At 50.7% G+C, this 18,477-nt stretch carries 11 protein-coding genes; 6 read left to right on the top strand and 5 right to left on the bottom strand.

The annotated features are described in order from the left end of the window. Positions 1 to 2: 2 nt before the first annotated feature. The 4 genes from Mal48_RS16685 (at position 3) to Mal48_RS16670 (ending at position 4,630) form a co-directional block, all read left to right on the top strand. Positions 3 to 515: a hypothetical protein gene (locus Mal48_RS16685; protein ID WP_145202088.1), complete on the top strand. Its 513-nt coding sequence runs from the start codon at positions 3 to 5 to the stop codon at positions 513 to 515. A gap of 235 nt (positions 516 to 750) precedes the next feature. Continuing rightward, on the top strand, positions 751 to 3,690 hold the full coding sequence (locus tag Mal48_RS16680) for an anaerobic glycerol-3-phosphate dehydrogenase subunit C (RefSeq protein WP_145202085.1): 2,940 nt from the start codon (positions 751 to 753) through the stop codon (positions 3,688 to 3,690). A 152-nt stretch (positions 3,691 to 3,842) separates the two neighbouring features. Then, on the top strand, positions 3,843 to 4,088 hold the full coding sequence (gene moaD / locus Mal48_RS16675; RefSeq protein WP_145202082.1) for a molybdopterin converting factor subunit 1: 246 nt from the start codon (positions 3,843 to 3,845) through the stop codon (positions 4,086 to 4,088). Positions 4,089 to 4,192: 104 nt separating this feature from the next. Then, a complete protein-coding gene (locus Mal48_RS16670) occupies positions 4,193 to 4,630 on the top strand; it encodes a molybdenum cofactor biosynthesis protein MoaE (protein WP_145202079.1) in 438 nt (145 codons plus the stop codon). A 280-nt stretch (positions 4,631 to 4,910) separates the two neighbouring features. Here the strand turns inward: Mal48_RS16670 and Mal48_RS16665 are convergent, their stop codons facing one another. Both Mal48_RS16665 and Mal48_RS16660 read right to left on the bottom strand, forming a co-directional pair. Further along, positions 4,911 to 6,641 (bottom strand): SMP-30/gluconolactonase/LRE family protein, encoded by a 1,731-nt coding sequence (locus Mal48_RS16665; RefSeq protein ID WP_145202074.1) that lies wholly within the window; start codon positions 6,639 to 6,641, stop codon positions 4,911 to 4,913. Positions 6,642 to 6,744: 103 nt separating this feature from the next. Further along, a complete protein-coding gene (locus Mal48_RS16660) occupies positions 6,745 to 8,175 on the bottom strand; it encodes a N,N-dimethylformamidase beta subunit family domain-containing protein (protein WP_197441771.1) in 1,431 nt (476 codons plus the stop codon). A gap of 757 nt (positions 8,176 to 8,932) precedes the next feature. Here Mal48_RS16660 and Mal48_RS16655 point away from each other — a divergent pair. Beyond that, complete coding sequence (locus tag Mal48_RS16655) at positions 8,933 to 10,264, top strand: FG-GAP repeat domain-containing protein (RefSeq protein WP_231740027.1); 1,332 nt, start codon at positions 8,933 to 8,935, stop codon at positions 10,262 to 10,264. A gap of 68 nt (positions 10,265 to 10,332) precedes the next feature. After that, positions 10,333 to 10,569 (top strand): hypothetical protein, encoded by a 237-nt coding sequence (locus tag Mal48_RS16650; protein WP_145202067.1) that lies wholly within the window; start codon positions 10,333 to 10,335, stop codon positions 10,567 to 10,569. Between the two features lie 33 nt (positions 10,570 to 10,602). On the opposite strand, the gene Mal48_RS16645 is transcribed toward Mal48_RS16650, so the two are convergent. From Mal48_RS16645 to Mal48_RS23345, 3 genes are all read right to left on the bottom strand, one after another. After that, entirely contained in the window at positions 10,603 to 11,676 is a 1,074-nt protein-coding gene (locus tag Mal48_RS16645) for a mandelate racemase/muconate lactonizing enzyme family protein (protein ID WP_145202064.1), read from the bottom strand. Continuing rightward, on the bottom strand, positions 11,676 to 14,525 hold the full coding sequence (locus Mal48_RS16640) for a c-type cytochrome domain-containing protein (protein ID WP_197441769.1): 2,850 nt from the start codon (positions 14,523 to 14,525) through the stop codon (positions 11,676 to 11,678). The genes Mal48_RS16645 and Mal48_RS16640 overlap by 1 nt, the downstream gene beginning before the upstream one ends. Positions 14,526 to 14,595: 70 nt before the next feature. Beyond that, the gene (locus Mal48_RS23345; RefSeq protein ID WP_197441768.1) at positions 14,596 to 18,342 is read right to left on the bottom strand and encodes a hypothetical protein; all 3,747 of its coding nucleotides are present in this window, start codon (positions 18,340 to 18,342) and stop codon (positions 14,596 to 14,598) included. Between the last annotated feature and the right edge of the window lie 135 nt (positions 18,343 to 18,477).

Raw genomic sequence — 18,477 nt, 5'->3', positions numbered from 1 at the left:
CTATGCATCTGACATTCCACTGCCCGAAATGTGATCGAACGACTCAAACTGGCGATATCGCTCAATTGGCAAATTTGAGTTGTTCACATTGTGACTGGGAGCGTCCAATTCCAGAAGGTCTTGAACGTTCCAATCAGGCTCCCAGCGAATGTTTTCGCTGCGGGAATTCTGATTTGTGGCGACAGAAAAACTTTCCACAAACCTTGGGATTTCTGTTTGTCGCTTTAGGGGCGATCACGAGTAGTATCGCCTGGATGTATTACAAGCCGATTCTGGCGCTCAGTATTTTGATGGGCTTCGCTTTGCTGGACATGATTCTTTACATCGTGATGCCCGATGTCCTCGTCTGCTATCGTTGCCGAACCAAACATCATGATGTCGATGTTAGCCAGCACGGAGCTTTCGATCACGAACTCGGAGAGAAATATCGACAGGAAAAAATCCGTCAAGAAGAGGCGGAGCAGGAACAGGCGAAGAAAAGCCTGTCCCAGTTCGATTCAGAAGGGCACAGTTAAAGAAGCATTTGAATAAAGAAAAATTTGAATAGAACCACTCCGAAAACCTCTGGGATAGCCGCTTTTCTTAACGTTTGAGAGAGCAGATTCAAGTTTCAGGGGCAGTTCTGAACTGCTCCAGCATTTCGGGATTTACAAATGACGTTCGACGACGAACTCTTGTTCTGAACAAACGACATCCTGAACGAAGGAGTCGTTGGTTTTCGTCTCAGGAATACAATAAAACGAAGCAACATTGGACGAGCAACAGCTGAGAATACTGGATGATTTGAAGGGTGAGTTCGCCGGTGAACTTCACTTCGATGCGATTTCGCGCGAACTTTTCTCCAGTGATGGCAGCCTGTATCAAATCCTTCCCTTGGGAGTTGCATTTCCCAAGTCAGCTGAAGATGTCTCCAAGCTTGCTGCTTATACCTATGAGAACGACATCCCATTGATCCCACGGGGCTCTGGGACTGGTGTTGCAGGTGGGTGTTTAGGACGAGGTATCGTTGTTGACTTCTCCCGACACATGAAGAATATTCTTCATGTCGATGGAAGTACTGTCCGCGTTCAAGCAGGAGTAGTCCGCGATCAACTCAATCGACACTTGCGGCAGCACGATCGATACTTTCCACCTGATCCTTCTAATACAGCAATGACCACCGTCGGTGGTATGATCGCAGTCGATGCTGCAGGATCGCACGCGATTCGAGTTGGCTCGACCCGTGATTATGTGCAGAGTGTCGAGACCGTTTTGGCGGACGGCTTCAAGTTTGAAGCTCAGCGGGTCGCGGATGCTCTCTCAATTCCGAAGCCTGGGCGGGAGACCGATCTCGTCCATCAATTGGCGATGCTGCTCAACGAGAATGCAGAGTTAATTCGACAGCATCAGCCGTCACTCGTTCGAAATTGCTCGGGGTATCAACTTCGTGGTGTGATGGATGGGAGGGCGATTCATGTTCCTCGGCTGCTGGTCGGGTCTGAAGGGAGTCTCGGAATTTTCACTGAGGCCACATTGCATACGTCGCCAATTCCATCGCGACGTGGGGCCGTCTTATTGCTGTTCGGCGATCTTGAAAAAGCAATCGATGCCATTGAAGTAATGACCGGATTGCAGCCGAGTGCGTGTGATTTACTCGACCGAAGGCTGCTGTCGCTGGCTAGAGAAGCCGATCCACGATTCGCAAAATTGATCCCGGTTCAAGCTGAAGCGGGAGTTCTGATTGAGCAGACGGGCTATTCAAATCGGCAAGTTGAAGACCGCTTGCAGAATATCATTCACGTCGCCCGTAATGCCGACTCAACCGTCCATGTGGGAATGGAAGCGTTTGATGAAGAAGGTGTTGAGTTTCTGTGGTCGTTGCCTTATCGAGTCATTCCTTTACTCAGCAATTTGCGCGGTGAGACGCGGCCTCTGCCGTTCGTTGAAGACATCGCTGTTCCGCCGGAATCACTCCACCAGTTCCTGATTAAAGCTCAAAAGGTTTTCCAGAAACATTGGGTGACAGCATCTTTATACGCTCACGCTGCCTCAGGGCAGGTTCACTTCCGTCCGTTTCTGGCGATTCCAAATTCTGACAACGCTTCACGAATTGAAGAAATTTCGCGAGACCTTTACGAGGTCGCTTTCGAGTTTGGAGGAACGGTCAGTGGAGAGCATGGAAACGGACTCGCCCGCACTGCGTTCATCCGAAGCCAATACGGTCCGTTGTATCGTGTCTTCCAGAAAGTCAAAGAGCTTTTCGATCCACACAATTTGCTCAATCCCAATAAGATCATCAGTGATGATCCTCATTTGACGATTCGCGACTTCAGGGTCAATCCTGATCCAGAGCAGACTCGTAGTGAACTCATCCCGTTGCAACTTCAGTGGAAGGAAGGTGAACTGGAAGAGGAGACCCTGCGCTGCAACGGTTGTGGGAACTGTCGTGTACAGTTTGATTCTTCTTACAGGATGTGCCCCTTCTTTCATGAAGAGACATCAGAAGTTTACGCTCCGCGATCCAAAGCCAATTTAATTCGAGCATTGGCCACAAGTTCGATTGATTCAAAAGCGTTTTCGACTGAACAGGCGAAAGAGCTGGCTGACTCTTGCTTCAACTGTAAGCAGTGCCAACTGGAATGTCCTTCGAAAGTGAATATTCCAGCACTTGCAATCGAGGCGAAAGCACAGTTTGTTGCGGCCAGTGGACTTCCACGGTCGGATTGGTTTCTCTCCCGAGCTCATTCCTTTGGAAAGCTCGGAGTTGCTATTTCACCACTTGCGAACTGGTTGCTTGGAAACCGCATCAGCCGTTGGATGGTTGAGAAGCTTTTTGGAATTTCTCAGTACCGCCGACTCCCGAAGTTTGCTCACAGGCGATTTTTGAATACCTGGCAGGCTGGTCGTTATCGTGAAGATCGCAAGAAAAAACAGGCTTACGAAGTTGTCTACTTCGTGGATCATTATGCGAACTTCCACGATCCCGAATTGGGCGACGCGTTTTTGCGAGTGCTTGAACACAATAATATTGGTGTCGTGATTCCCCGGCATCAAGTCGCCTCTGGAATGGCGATGATTTCAGCTGGGGATTTAGAAGCTGCGCGAGAACTTGCGGAGATCAATCTTGGAATACTCGGAGAATTTGCACGCGAGGGGAAAACGATTGTCTGTACCGAGCCGACAGCCGCAGTCTGCTTGAAGCAGGAATACCCTCGTCTGATTGATCATCCCGATACTCAGGTTGTGGCGGATCAAACCGTTGATGCCGGAGCTTATTTCCAGTCGCTCCATTCGCAGGGCCGTCTGCTCACCGATTTTCATCCGCTGGAAAAGACTCTCGGCTATCATACGCCGTGTCACACCAAGGCTCTCAACGAATCTCCACCGTGGGTTGAATTACTGAAGTGCATTCCCGACTTAAACGTTCAATCAATTGACAAAGGTTGCTCTGGAATGGCAGGCGCATTTGGGATGAGCGCGAAAAACTTTGAGCTGTCACTTAAAATGGGGGCGGGACTTATTGCAGAAATGCAAAGACCAGATCTGATGCTCGGAGCGAGCGAGTGCAGTAGTTGTCAGTTCCAGATGAAACAGAACTCAGCACTGCCGACTTTGCACCCTCTGAAAATTCTCGCATTGGCATATGGGATCATGCCATCGATTCAACGTAAGCTGACTCCCGATCATCGTGAGCGAACCTTGATCACATAAATCAATGGATCACATAGATCACATAGCGGACTGCTGGAAGCGGCCGTTGACGAGGGATTAGAGAAGCCAGGATCGCCGGTCGAGTCGGGCCGGTCTCCATCTTTCTGTTTCGTAAAACTTTGAGTTGTGAAATCACAAGCAGTAGAACAGCAATGCAAATCACTGTGAAACTATTTGCCCGGGCAAGTCAGCTGACTGGTCGATCGGAAGTCGTTGTCGAGCTTCCCGAAAAGACCAACGTTGGAGAGTTCCGAGCAGCACTTGCAACGCAGTATCCCGAGCTTCAGCCGATCATCGACAGCCTCTTTGTTGCGATCAATGCGGAGTATGCGAATGATGATCAACTCATTCCGGAATCTGCCGAAGTTGCCTGCTTCCCTCCTGTCAGTGGTGGGTAGATCCACTTGAGAAGTCTGTTTGCTATCATTTCAGTACTCTCGGCTTGAAGCCGGGGCGTGAGTCATCCGTCTTAAGTTTCAATTCCGCTGAACCCCGATGAACTATGTCCATTGCCGAATCCGACCGCCTTGTCCAACTGACCGATCAACCGATTGACAGCAATGCGCTCACGCAGTTTGCAACCACACCAAGGTCAGGGGCCATCGTTCTATTTCTGGGAACAGTTCGAGAACTGACAGGTGATCGGAAAACAGTTGCGCTCGATTACGATGCCTATCCGGAGATGGCATTAGCGAAAATGAACGAACTGGTTGATGAAGCCTGCGAAAAATGGCCCGTTCAAAAAGTTGCGGTCGTTCATCGCACGGGGCATCTCGAACTCGCTGAGGCGAGCGTTGCCATCGCCTTGAGTTGTCCACATCGCGTCGATGCATTCGAGGCGGGGCGTTTCCTGATCGACGAACTCAAGGTGAGAGTTCCCGTCTGGAAAAAAGAAAACTGGGACGATGGCACAACCGAATGGGTTCATCCCGGCGAATAGAGCAAACTGCTCGACCATGTCCCCGTGAAGAACGCGAACTGCCAGTGAAACTGCCGTTCGCCACGAGGCAGCTTGCGAACACTAGAGCGAATCTAAAATTTGTCTTAACAGTACTGTCTCGTGGCATCAGCGTATGGACTTGTGAAAACGTACTTCGCGGACAAGAGAAGCATTGGAAATGCTCTAATTCGAAAATTGCTGGAATGTTACTCTCGCCTGAAACGAGGATGCCAGGCAAGAGTGAGCTCATTCTCTTTCGCAAGTTCAATTCCGTTACGGTTTACAATCGTGGTTTTGGTGGTTTCACGGGAGCTTTCCAAGGTTGCACACCAGTCGCTTTGACACGTCGTTTGAAGACTTTGTCTCCACAGGTCACATAGAGTGTGTCAAAGTTTTTTCCGCCAAAGACAACGTTCGAAAGCCATCCGTCTTGTGGCTTGTCGATGATCAAGTGGACCCGCCCCGGTTGATCGAGGACTTGTAATCCCTGACGAGTTGTGACGTAGAGTCTTCCTTCTGTGTCGACCGTCATTCCATCTGCCCCGCTATTACCAGTCGAGTCCGGAAGGTGCAGGTGACCATATGCCTGTTTGTGTGCGAGTTTTCCATCCGGTTGAATTTGAAATGAATACGTGAACCGCCCCGCAGTATCTGAGACCGTGAGTAACGTTTGGTCGGGAGAGACGATCACACCGTTTGGACGTTCAATTCCGGTGTCTACCACGCTCGTTTTTCCATCGGGAGAGAATCGCCAGACTTTTTTGTTGTTCGGGTCGGTGAAGTAACCTGAACCGTCGTGCAGCACAACAAGATCGTTGCTCTCGACTCCTTTGCAGACGGCCTCCATTTCTCCACTCATCGTGTAACGGACAATCTGTTTGTTTCCGTTTTGGCAAGCATAGAGTTTGCCATCAGGGCCAAACATTAAACCGTTCACACCCGGACTGTTTTCCGCAAACGTCGAAACTGTTCCATCAGCCGAAATCTTGTGGATTGACCCGTTTGGAATGTCAGTAAAGAAAAGTTCTCCCATATCGTTTGCGACCGGACCTTCGGTAAATCGATGCCCGGAGCTGACGGCTTCCCAGTTCTCGTTGGGAATCAAGAGGTCAGTTCGCCGGTTCTCGGTTGTCCCAGCCTGAATGGGTTCCGGATAATTTTTCCAGAGCCATCGCATGGCATCCGGCATGATCTGAACAGCGTGTTTCGAGTTGTGACCACCGTCGCCCCAACGATGTTCGACTTCGTATCCAGAGAACTCGAGCGCAGAGAGCATTGCCTGATTGGCAACGAACCATTCTCCGCCATACAGGTTCAAGTCGTTTCTGCCATCGGAAAGAAAGACTCGCAGCGGCTTGGGTTCATGTTTGCGAATTAAAACAGGATAAGCGTCCCCACCACGAAGGCCAACGTAGGTCCCAATTGTGCTCAGGACACGTCGAAACTGATCGGGACGTTCCCAGGCTGCTGTGAAGGCACAAATCGCTCCGGAACTTGCTCCAGCTATCGCCCGGTCATTGGGGTCGTCGCTAATGTTGTAAGACTTTTTGACTTCGGGGATGATCTCTTCGATCAAAAAACGCGCGTAGCGATCTCCTAAAGCATCGTATTCGAAACTACGGTTGAACCTGGCTTGTGCATTAGAATTGGCAGCAGGAACGACTCCGGGGCTGATGAAAATTCCAATTTGCACTGGGACTTCGTTCTTGTGAATCAGGTTGTCGAGAATCTCCGGAATGTGCCAGCCCTTGGCTCGATTCAAGCCGTCCTGTGCGATGAAAAGGCACGCCGGTTTTTCTTTGTTGTACTGTTCAGGAACGTATAGCCAATAGTCGCGAACCGTCCCCGGGAAGATTTTGCTTTCCCATTTGATAGGCCCAATGATCTCCCCCTTTGGAACTCCATCATGATACTTCGAGTCTTCGGGCAATGTCTGCTTGTCTTGTGCAAACAATGTGGCATTGCAAACAAGGAGTGTCGAAAGCAGAGTGAGTCGAAACAAATAGTTCATTCTCGGAAGTTCCATTGGGGATGATGCAAATCGAGACCGGTATTCTCCTGAAATCGTATCGAAAGCGAATTCGATTCGCGATTAAGAAGCGAGTTCTCAGCTCTTATTTTGAGACTGGTTCGCCACGTTTCCGAGACAGCTTGTCAAGAATATTTCGGGTGATTTGAATAACGGTCGCGTCGTTGCCACGTAAACCATGAGCCCAATCGGTGGACCCGGAAGTGAAGACAGTTCCTCCTTGTGTATAGGTTCCAAGGACAGATGCACCGATGCGGTCCTTGGGGAACTTGTCGTACCAGTAAGAGTCGCCCGGTGCCCAGCGAGCCGGACACGTCCCGAGTATCGTAAACGATTCGGGAGTTCCGTCGCGATGAGTCGGAAATGGAAGCCCGTCTTTCCAGGTCATCTCGCAGCCATCACATTCGTAGCCAACAATCGTATCCTTCCCGCCGAAACGCTCTCCTTTTTTGATGTCGGTCTTGTCGAAGATCCAGTGTTCTGGCCGATGAACTTCGTATGAAGCTGGACCCTCCATGAATTGACCGTGGCTGCGATGGTAACCGCCCCAAAGAAAACCGACGCCAGTCAGTTGGTTCTCTGGTCGTTGAACAAGATGATGGCTCCAGGCTGTGCTGAGCAGTTTATGGTCGCTCGTCCGATAGAGTGGATCAAGCTGGTAGACCTGTTTCCAACTGGTGAGTGCGCGACCATTCTCTTCGCTGCGAACTTGCCAGCAACAGGTGTTTCCACTAAAGAAAGCGACATTTCCACCCTTTGCGATGTACTCTTCCAGATGGTCTCGCATTGGTGAGGACCAGTATTCATCGTGACCTACGCTCAACACTAAGTTGTAGTGCTTGAGGATTTCCGGATGGAATTCCAGATCGCTGTTGACTGCATAGTCGAGCGTATACCCGTTCGATTCCGCCCAGCGAACGAAATGCAATTCCCAGTTGTTGAATTGTGAATTGATTGGTCGGTTGAAAGAAACACGATGACCTTGAAGCCCGTCTCGGTCATGATAGGAGTACAAACTGTGCCCGCCCCAGTTAGTGTATGCGTTGTATGTGTTTGTGGAGAGCTGAAGAAGAATTTTGGTTTCTTGACCAGGATTTGAAGAACGAACAACGAAGAACAGGACTGCCCGTGCCGGTTTCTCTTTGCCCGCTTTCTTTCCGGTCAGAGTGACTTGATAGTACCCGGAACGCCAATCCTTGGAGACTGGAAACTCGAAAGCGACCGGCCAGTTGCAGCCATCAGAAGAAGCCCGGTCAGGAATCGGGTAAACCTTCCCGATGATTCCATCGTGCGCGAAGACTTGCTCGTTCTTCGGACCAACTCGCTCCACGGTCATCGAAATTTGCTCAGCACTCGAAGAGAGATGCAAGCCAACTTTCTCTTCAGCGGTATAACTCAGCTGATCAAAATAACCCTCCACAAACAGCCCGGTACGGGGAGCTTGATCTGCAAATGCAATGGAGCAAAAAAGAGGCAGGCAAAGGGAGGAGAGTACGGCGAGGCGTGTTGCAAACATTAAAAAATTTCCTGTTGGTGAAGTGTCATTCTCATCTTAAAGAGCAGACCCCAAGGATGCCATCACATCGCAGGCCATCATCAGAAATTGAGGCGCCAGATTCCCTGGGTGACTGGCTTGAGGCGACCGGCTTCAACCTGAATGCAAGAGAACCAGCAGGAGGCCTGCAAGAATCTGAATTGCAATTGAAATCCAAAACGTCTTCGGCTCTTCGTCGCGACGAACAAGCCTGGGAATTCGCCCCGATGGTGTGGGGACATCATTCGAAAGGCTTTTCAGAAAATTTGTTCCAAGTGTCATTCCGAAGCACAATTGGAGGGCAACAAGGATGAGAAGAAACATCGAGGTGCATCTTTCGAATCGGTGTTCCGGTTCTGAATCGTGGTGTGCAGTCTATGAATTCATGATGGTGTCGTCGACGCTCAAGACAGGCTCAAGAAGTGCCCTGATGATTGCTGGAGCACTCTGAAGAGATCTTGTTGTCTGAGCATTTCGCTTTTGTGAGACGTTAGCCATACTACCACCCAATGCGCGCGGCCAGTTTTCTCCATTGTCGGGGTCCTTGTTGATGCTTCGTTCTTTTAAAGCGACTAAATTTCTAGTCCTGGTTCTGCTCGTGAGTTGTCTTGGATGTTCTAGAAAAGGAAGTAATTCAGCCGGAAAGAAAAAATCAGTTCCGCCAGCATCTCATACAGAGGTGGTTCGCTTTTGTGCCGATTGTCATGCTTTTCCTCATCCAGACACGTTTCCGGTGAGTATGTGGAGAGCAGAAGTCGAGCAGGGATACCAATTTTACGAGAAGTCCGGACGCACGGATTTAGTTCCTCCAGATCTGGAAGCTGTTGTCTCTTACTATGAAAATCTTTCGTCTGAAGATTTTCCAATTCCACTTGCGCAAAAAGTCGTCCCGTCCGGACCGATTGTCTTTGTTGAGGCGAGCTTTGACCGTATCGATGCCCCTCTCCCAGGGATCTCGCACATGTATGCAGACTATGGAACCGACAAGGCTTCTGAAAAACTGATGGTCACAGATATGCTGCAAGGGCATATCTCTCAGTTTTATTTACACAATGGCAAACCTAAAGTCGAAACAGTTGGGGGGCTCTCGAATCCGGCACATGCACATCCCGGCGATCTGGACGGGAATGGGGTTCGCGACTGGATTATCTCCGACTTGGGAAGTTCCGATGCTTCAGATCACAGTAACGGACTTTTAGGCTGGATGGAAATTCCCCTTGACGGAGGAGAAATTAAATCGACCGTTATCTACGACGGAGTTGGTCGGGTCTCCGATGCTCGATCCGCAGATTTTGATGGAGATGGCGATCTGGATATTGCCGTAGCCGTTTTTGGTTGGCGAGAGACTGGAAAGCTTGTCTGGCTTGAGCAACTCCCGCCCAAAGATGGCGAGCTTCAGTTTAAAGAGCACGTCCTGAGTGACCGCCACGGGGCCAGCCATGTTCCGATAATTGATATCGACGACGATGGTGATTTGGATATCGTTGTCTTGTTCTCTCAGGCATATGAATCTGTGGAAGTTTACTTGAACGACGGCTCGGGGAATTTCGAGAACAAAGTTCTTTTCACAGCGGACGATCCCAGCTATGGGTCCTCTTCGATCGATGTTGTCGATCTCGATAACGATGATGACTGGGATATCATCTACACCAATGGTGACAGCCTCGACAGCAGCCTACTGAAACCGTATCACTCAGTGCAGTGGCTGGAACAGACAGACGATCTGAAATTTGTTCATCATGAGGTCACCAGGATGCCCGGTGCATATTGTGTGAAAGCGGGCGACTTGGATGGAGATGGTGACATTGATCTTGTGGCCTCCTCAATGGCACTCAGTTTTGAGCATCCATTTTATTCGTTGATTTGGCTCGAACAGGTCGAAGGGAAGCAATTTGTTCGTCACAATCTTGAGTCAGGTGTCGCTCAGCACGCCTGTCTCGAACTGGGTGATTTCGACGGCGATAACGATCTGGACATCGCAGTTGGTCACTTCGAGCCCCGTGATATCGACTTCTCTCCATGGATCTCCATCTGGTGGAACGAAGGAAAACGAGAAGAGAAGTCACCATGACATTACGTGGTCTGCGAGAGTTAGTTTAACAATGCGTGACGTCCCATGATCTGGAGTATAACAACAAGATGAACTGGGAAGATGACGACTACGAGGATTATGTCGAGACCGATCCTGACGAGACGTTCTCGGTGACTTGTCCGAACTGCGGGGCAGATGTGTACGAAGACTGCGAGATGTGTCCCATTTGTCACGAGTACATCATCCGCTCTACAAATCCTCTTGTGGGAAAGCCCGACTGGTACATCTGGACGGCACTGCTTGGAATTCTTGCGGTGATTTTCGCGATGCTCTTTGTGATTTAAGCATGCGGGCATCAAGCTGAGTAAGCATAGTGTTCAGAGCTGAATTGTTGTTTTCGCTGAGAAGAGACTTTCATCAATATCAACACCAAGCCCGGGACGTTTCAAAAGTTGGATCGTTCCTTGCGTCACTTTCGGTTGTCCCCCAACCCAACTCATCCAGGGACGCCCCGATTCCGCAAGCGGTTGTTCACTCAAGGCTGCGATTGCGTGTAAACTCCAGAGTTCCGCACCACGGTGCGGAATCACTCGGAACCCCGGCTGCTTCGCCATTTCATAAATTTTCACGAGCTCCGTCAGCCCGCCGACCCAGCAAACATCTGGTTGCAGGATTGTCTGTAACCGATGTTCGATAATGCTTTGGAATTGATTCGCAGTGAAAACATGTTCCCCGCCTGCGATTGGAATTGGACATTCCCTTGAAAGAGTCGCATATCCGTCGCGGTCGTTGAGTGGAAGAGGCTCTTCAATCCACTCCAGTCGATACGGCTCTGCTTGAGCTGCGAATCGTAATGTCGTTTCGAGATCCCATTTCATCCAGGCATCGACCATCAACTTGCGGTTCGGACCGATGGCTTCCCTTGCTCGCTCGACTTTCTTGACAAGTTGGTCGACCAGCTTTGACGTCGAGAGACCTTTGGAAGTCGATTCACCCAAGTGAAGCTTGACGCTGCAATTTCCCTGCGCCACATCCTCGGGGACGTTTTCCCAAACGGTTTGATAGATTGGAATTGGTTGAGCGAGATTTACCTCGGAGTTGAGAAGGGTAGCAATCGGCTGGTTTGCAAGTTTCCCACGTATGTCCCAAAGTGCAAGATCGAGGCCACTCAGGGCCATCGTTGCAATCCCTTCCGGCCCAAACGGCAGGATAGCATTGCTCAGGTTCTTCCAGTGGTCTTCGACCGTTTCAACAGGTCGCCCGATCAGCAGGTCCTTGAGGACCGTGTCAATAACGTGCAGCCCCGCACGTCCACCTCCTCCAACGCCGAAACCAGTAAGACCGTTGTCGGTATCGATTGCGACCAGGATTTGTCCGATGGAAGTGCGCCAATCGTCGGGAGAATTCTGATCGACTGGTTGGCAAGCACGAACATTGCGGATCGTCGGCATTAACGCTGTGCGGTTTCAGTTTTCACTTCCGGAGCTGCGAAGCTGACGATCAGCTTTCCATCCTTTCCGTTCCAGACACGAACGACGCCATCTTCTCCGGCAGCGATAACGAGACTCTCGTCACCAGTAGAGAGTGCGACGTAAACGAAGTCATTGTTTCCGGCGAATGAGCGGTAGTTGCGACCATTCGCTGCAGTGTGATACTTCACACCTTTATCGCCACCACTGCTGATGATGTTGTCAGTCACGCCGACAAAGTCGACCGACGTGACCTGCTTCCCGTAGTTGCTGATGGTTCTTCGTTGTTCCCCGGTTTCGACATTCCAGATTTTGATCGCATTGTCGGCTCCGGCGCTTGCCAGGCTGCTTTGATCCTCTTTGAAAGCCACGCCGAGAACGTGGTCCGTGTGTCCTTCGTAAGATCGGAGATGAGAGCCATCTGCGACCTTGAACACTTTCACAAATTTGTCCGACGCTCCGGTTACGATAAACTGACCGTCTCGCGAGAATTCGATGTCTGAAATTGTATCGCTGTGTGCATCAGGGATTTGACGAACGAGTTGATGCGACTCGACATTCCAGAGCATCAGTTCTCCATTTCGTGAAGGTTCTCCGCCACCAGTTGCGAGGAGAGTTCCATCCGGGCTGAACGCGAGTGCCGTCACGCGGTCTTCAAACTTTGATTTGCTGGTGTCTAACGCATTCGCCGGATCAGGGCCGAGTGTTGCAGCCAATGACCAGCGTGGAGAGATGTCCCATGAACTGACTTTGTTTTCCGCATTCAGGACGATCATTGCTCCGGTCGGGGTGAGTAACGTTTTTGCCACCTGCTCTACCGGGACTGCAGTGACTCCAATCGCCTTGCCATCGGGAACATTCCACAATTGGATCGGTTGGCCAACTCCAGAGGTGTAAAGAACTTTTCCATTTGGAGAGAAGTGGACTGATGCCATGACCTGATTCGCTTTGGTGACGAGATCTTTCACTTTGGCAAGTTCTGCATCGGCTGCTTTTTGTTTTTTGTCGGCGTCTGTTTTTGCTTGCGTCTTCGCCTGAACAGTTTTCTTGGCGGTCTCAACTGATTGTGTTGAAAGTTCGATGGCCCGCGTAGCCGAAGTTACTGCGTCCATCGCTTTCTTACGTGCATCCTCTAACGGTTGGTACGCCTTCTCTGCAGCCTCTTTAGCCTTCTTCAGTGCAGCATCTTCGGGCTTTTCTGCGAGCAACTTGGTGGCTTCGTCAAGTTTGGCTTTCGCCTCTGTCGCTTTTTTCTCAGCTTCAGCGAGTTCCTTCGTCACCTTCTCTTTTTGTTCATTCGCGCTTTTGAGCGATTCTTCTCGCTGCGTTTTGTCTTTTTCGGCATCTTTCAGAGCTTTGTCCGCGAGTGCGAACTGAGCTTTGGCGACCGTTTGGTCGTCCGTTTTCTGTTGAAGATCTCTGGTGAGAACCTGAGTCCCTTGTACATCACCGAGTTTGGTTCCTTTTCGATCCCAGATCCGGGCGATTTTGTTCTCGCCACTGCCTGCGATGAACTGTCCGTCCGACGACATCGCGACCGCTGTGACTGGTCCGCCGATGTTCTGGTTAAAGAGTCCCTTTCCGTCCGCAAGGTTCCAGACACGAACTGTTGCATCTTTGCTGCCGGTTACTACTTCTTTCCTTTCACCAAACACTTCGATTGCGGTGATCGGTTGAGTGTGTCCTTTGAGTTCTAACGCTGGTTTCGGAGCTTCCGCTCCTTCTGCAACAGGCTTTTGAGCATCGGCCCAATTCCAGATTCGTGCGACGTGATCGAGATTGGCGGTTACGATTTGTGCTGGTTCTCCAATTGAAGCAATCGCGTGGATTGCGGAAGGAGTTTTTAATCCCAGCGTTGTTGTTCCGTCAGCAATTTTGGAAATTCGAATTGTTCCTGACTCTGTCCCTGAGAGGACCGTTTTTCCTTCAGGACCAAATGCAATCGAATGTAGCACCTGATCGTCAGCGGCGATCACTAAACCGGGTTGACCGTTCGTCAGATTCCAAAGCTGAATTCGGTTATCTTCAAGAAGAAATGCGGCCCAGTTTCCTGTCGTGTCGACAGCTGTCGCTTTCACCTTTGCTGGCAAATCAAGATTTCCCAGTGGTGCGGGGGCTTCTCGATTCCACAATTTCACATTTCGATATCCACCCGAGGCGAGAGTTTGTCCGTTTGGGCTGATCGCCAGTGAGTGTACGAAATCTCGGTGGGCAACGCCTGCTCCATAAATCGGTTGATCTCCCTCTCGCAGTGCGAGGAGACCCGGGTCGCTCATTCGTGCGACCTCTTCACCGGAGTAGACATCGTAGACGAAGATTCGGTTTCCTCGTCCTGCGTAAACGAAGCGGTTGTCTGGTCCAAGTGCGAGGCTGTAAACGGCTTTGTATGACTCCGGCACAGGTTGCCAGGCGATGGAGTTGTCAACTTGTCGTTCACCAGCCTTGGCCCCTTCGGTGATCCATTGCTTGAGAATTCCGAGCTCTTTAGGTGTCAGAGCTTTCGCTTGAACCTTGTTCGGGAGCGGAGGCATGACCGGTTCATCAATCCGAGCCGCTACGAGATACATGTAGCTCTCTTCAGGTTTTCCCGGAACGACTGATTCGCCACTGGCTCCTCCTTTGAGAATCGACTCAGCACTTTCCAGTGCGAGATCATTTTCTTTGAGTGCACCGCTATGGCACGCCAGACATTTGCTTTGCAGGATGGGGTAGACATCCTGATAGAAGTCGACCGCGCGACCTAACTTTGGATCAGCTGGCTTGATCGTTTCGTCGGCGAAACTTGTGGAGCAAATTGTGAGTAATACGATGAGACAAAGTGCAATTCTCATTGCGAAGTCCTTAGCAACCATAGGGTTGATTATTTCAGTGATGAACGAATAGTGAGGATTGAAATGTTGGTTATTTCGTGACTTCAAGAACAACCGGTGAGTCAACTTCGGCACGACCATTGAAGTCCATGCCGGCACGGACGACGAGATTTTCGACTTTTCCATCCGGGGCTTCTCCTGTCGTTTGAATAACGATTTTACCTTCAGCTTGACCCGCAGGAACGACAACCGGAGTTGCGGCGAGGCCGTTCACCCCGGCTGGGGATTCTAAAGCGAGTGTGACTGGTCCAGTGAAACCGTTTTGGCGAGTCACTTTGACGGTCACTTCCATCGCTTCCCCCTTCTTGACTTTTCCTCCATTGGGAACGGTCGCTGCCAGTTTTGCTGGAGAGGGGAGAACTTCAACTACGATCGGGGTGGTCGGAGGTGTGAAGTTGATATTCTTCGGTTTGGCGGCGGTGTCTGCTGCAGTGAAGGCTTTTTCGGCAGCGACTCGTGCTGCTTCCGTCGATTTTGCGAGTGCTTGGGCTGCAACTTCTGCTGCTTCGGCGTCAGTTTTGGCTTTGGTCGCTGCTTTGAGTGCGGCATAAGCTTGTGTGGCTGCTGTTTGTGCAGCTTTGACTTCGGCTTGTTTAGCGAGAACAGTTTGTGCAGCTGCCTTCGCTTGTGCTTCGGCAGTCGCAGCGGCCTTTGTTGAGGCGTCCAGTGCAGTTTTTGCTGCAGTGAGTTGTTGCTGAGACTGGTTGAGTTGAGCTGTGGTTGCATCAAGCTTTTTCTTCACTGTGTCGCGGGCTGTCGTCTTTCCCTGGACTGCAGCTATCGCTGCCTCGACTGCTTTCTTCTGAGCAACGACCTCAGCATTCGTGGCGTCGAGTTGAGTTTTCAATTCTGCATTATCAGGTTGAGCAGCGACTTGTTTCGTCAGTTCAGCCGCTTTCTGTTGTGCAGCTGCAGCAAGTTCATTTGCCTGATTCAATGTGGTCTGAACTTCTGCAAGTGACTTTTCTGCAACTGCGAGTTCTGCCTTCTGGGCTTCTTGTGCTTTAGTGGCGATAGCGATTTCGGCTGTGAGTTTCGCCTCCACAGCTTTCTGCTCGTTCAGCTTTGTCGTTAATGCTGCAAAGTCTGCTTTCAACTTTTCAACAGCTTGCTGAGCAGTGGTCACAGCCGCTTCAGCAGTTTTGACAGCGGTTTGTGATGCCGTCAATTTTTGCTGAGCTTGAGTGAAAGCTGTTGTCGCTGCCGTTTTTGCTTGAGTGGCAGCCGCCTCGGCTTGTTTGGCCGTCGCTGCTTTGGCTTTGGCAGCTTCGTTGGCTTTCTTGAGGTCTTCCGCCTTGGCTGGATTCCGACGGTAACCGACTTGGCCCTGGGTTTGCATCCAGATGGTGTAGATCCCCGGCGGAGTGTTCTCCTTCACAAACATTCGTAGAGTCTTTTCTGCTTCGCCTTTTTCGAAAGCGGAGTTCGGGAAGTCGATGTTGGAAGCCTTCGGGAGTTCTTTCGTTGTTAACGTGACTTTGTTGTCGAAGCCAGAACGTTTTTCCAGTTTCACAGGGAGGAGAATTTGACGTCCCTGATTGACAGTGAAGCGGTGAGCATTGCTTCGGACCTGGAATGGGGCTGGTTCATCGAGGATCGTCACTGCCATGGTCTCGGTGATCCGGGAGATCGCTGGAATGTTGGCAGCGTTGCTCCAGACGATTGTCCCTGCTCGAACAGGGTGTACGACATTCGCTGTGCTTGTCTGCAATGACTTCGTTGCTGCTTCGAGATTGGCCTGTGCCGTGTTGAGGGCATTTTGAGCGTTAGTGAGTGCTGTTGTGGCAGCATCTCTTTGGGCCACAGCCTGATCAAGAATTTTCTTTGCAGCATCGGCTTTTTCTTTGAGGCTTGCGTCATCGGGAGCCGCTTCAGATGCTTTGAGTGCAGCGTTGTAAGCAGCTTCAGGAGCCTTCACTTTCTCAGTCGCCTCGGTTGCTTTCTTCTTGAGATCGGCGATTGGCTTGGAGGCGTTCGTCACTGCGGTTGTTGCTGTTGCCACGCTGCGTACGAGTGCCGGGTCTTCGATTTTTGCTCGTGCCCGAAGTTGAAGATGTTGGATACCTGGTTGGACATCCGTTGCGCTCGTGACAATCAGCGTCGATGAAGTGACACCTGGACCTACCACGACTGCCGGACAAGTGAATCCTTTGGGCAGGTTTTCGGCGTAAACTTCGACCGGTCCTTTAAATCCATCTTGACGAAACACGAGAACAGAAATCGGGAACTGATCACCTCGCCGAATTCCGGTCGGCCAGGTTTGTCCCGGTGTAGGTGCTGAAGGAATTGCGACGACACGGAAGTCTGGAGTCTCTTTGCGAATTGCCAGAGAGTATCGCAATGATGGATCGCCGCGCGATTCCCAGTAGCGGTCACGAACAATAACCTCGTACATTCCATCGGTTGGAATCTGGAGGCGATAAACTGGATCGTCAGTGATGGTGTCAAAAATATTTGCTGACAAGTTTGTGGCAACATCGTCTTGTGCGGTGAGTCGCTTCACTTGTTCGGCACCATCGGCTCCGGGAGTGATTTGATTCACGACAAAATATGGATCTGCAGCTGTGTCGAGTCGTTCCGCTTTCACTTCAACGTAGTAAACTTCACCCGCCTTAGCTGTGAAGCGATACGAATCGCTATCTCCGACTTCTTTGAATTGCCCTCCAATTTCAACCGGAACAGTGACTGACTGTGCTTGTTTGGCATCATCATTGGGCTCTACTTCAGCGACAACAGATTGGTCAGTGATTCCAATGAACACTGGGTTCGAAACTTTTCCGTCCACGGTATGGCGATACGAAAAGCCGTCAATCCCTCCTGAGAGTGGACGGATTCGACATTCCGTTTTGAGCAAATCTGGCTGGGCTGGGATGTCGATCTCGACTGCTAATGACTCGAGCTCAATCTGGTTGAGACGCTCACCATTCTTCTGTCCACCGGGAAGGTTGTAACCGAATAGAGTCATCGAAGCCTTGGTCCCTGCCGTCCCTACTGGCGGCCAGACATACTCAATATATGGGTTCGTATGGACTTGCAATCGGTAGAAATAATCCGCCCCGTTGCGGTACGTGATGTCTCTAAGTTGAATGCAATACTCACCATCGCTGGGGACGTCAAAGACTAGTACCGGATCGCCACTGACAGGATTTTGTGACCACTTAAGACGCCTGCGACCTGTTCCATCGAAGATTGCAATGACGGGCTTCATTCTGGAATCAAGCCGCTCTGCCCACACATCAAAAGTGATGCGTTGACCTTTTTTCGCACTGACACGGAACCAGTCGATGTCGTTCCCCGATTCCAGCCGACCGTTCACCGTTTGACCTAGCTCGACAGGCGCCGCTTTTTCGGCTGAGTTATTGTCAGCAGGGTCCAAAGCGACTGGAGAATTGTCGATGGCGAATCGACGGGGATTGCTGAATCCGAAAAGTCCGCCACAGCGAACTTCGTAAACCCCCGGAGCGACATCCTTGGGGACATGAACAACAAACGTGTTTTTAACAGGAACGTTTTTGACCGTTTTCTGCTTCGCGGTGATCTTGGGATTCGAGAAGACCATCTCCGAGAGTTCGTCGAGATCGGCACCTGATGTCACGACGACATCAAAATCTTGCCCGATTTGCCCCCCCGGTGGTGACACCGCGTACAAACGAGTTTGTGGAAGTTGGGCAACTGAGATTGCTGGGAGACCAAGCAGGCAGACTGAAAATACAAAGTATTGTCGCCACTGATTCACAACAGCCCCAAAATTTGCAAGAGAAATGTTTGCAAGAGACATGTCTATTCCGTGGAGGGAGGAGTCGTGGAGGATTCACAAAGTGGTGTGCGACACACACTCGCTTTTAAAAGCCTGCTCAACGGGGAGCAGGCTTCGACGACCAATGTCAGATGGCTCTGACTTTGGAGTAAGGAA

Origin of the sequence: Thalassoglobus polymorphus (genome assembly GCF_007744255.1) — a bacterium.
In the GTDB taxonomy this organism is placed as follows: domain Bacteria; phylum Planctomycetota; class Planctomycetia; order Planctomycetales; family Planctomycetaceae; genus Thalassoglobus; species Thalassoglobus polymorphus.
This window is presented reverse-complemented; position numbering and strand designations above follow the sequence as displayed.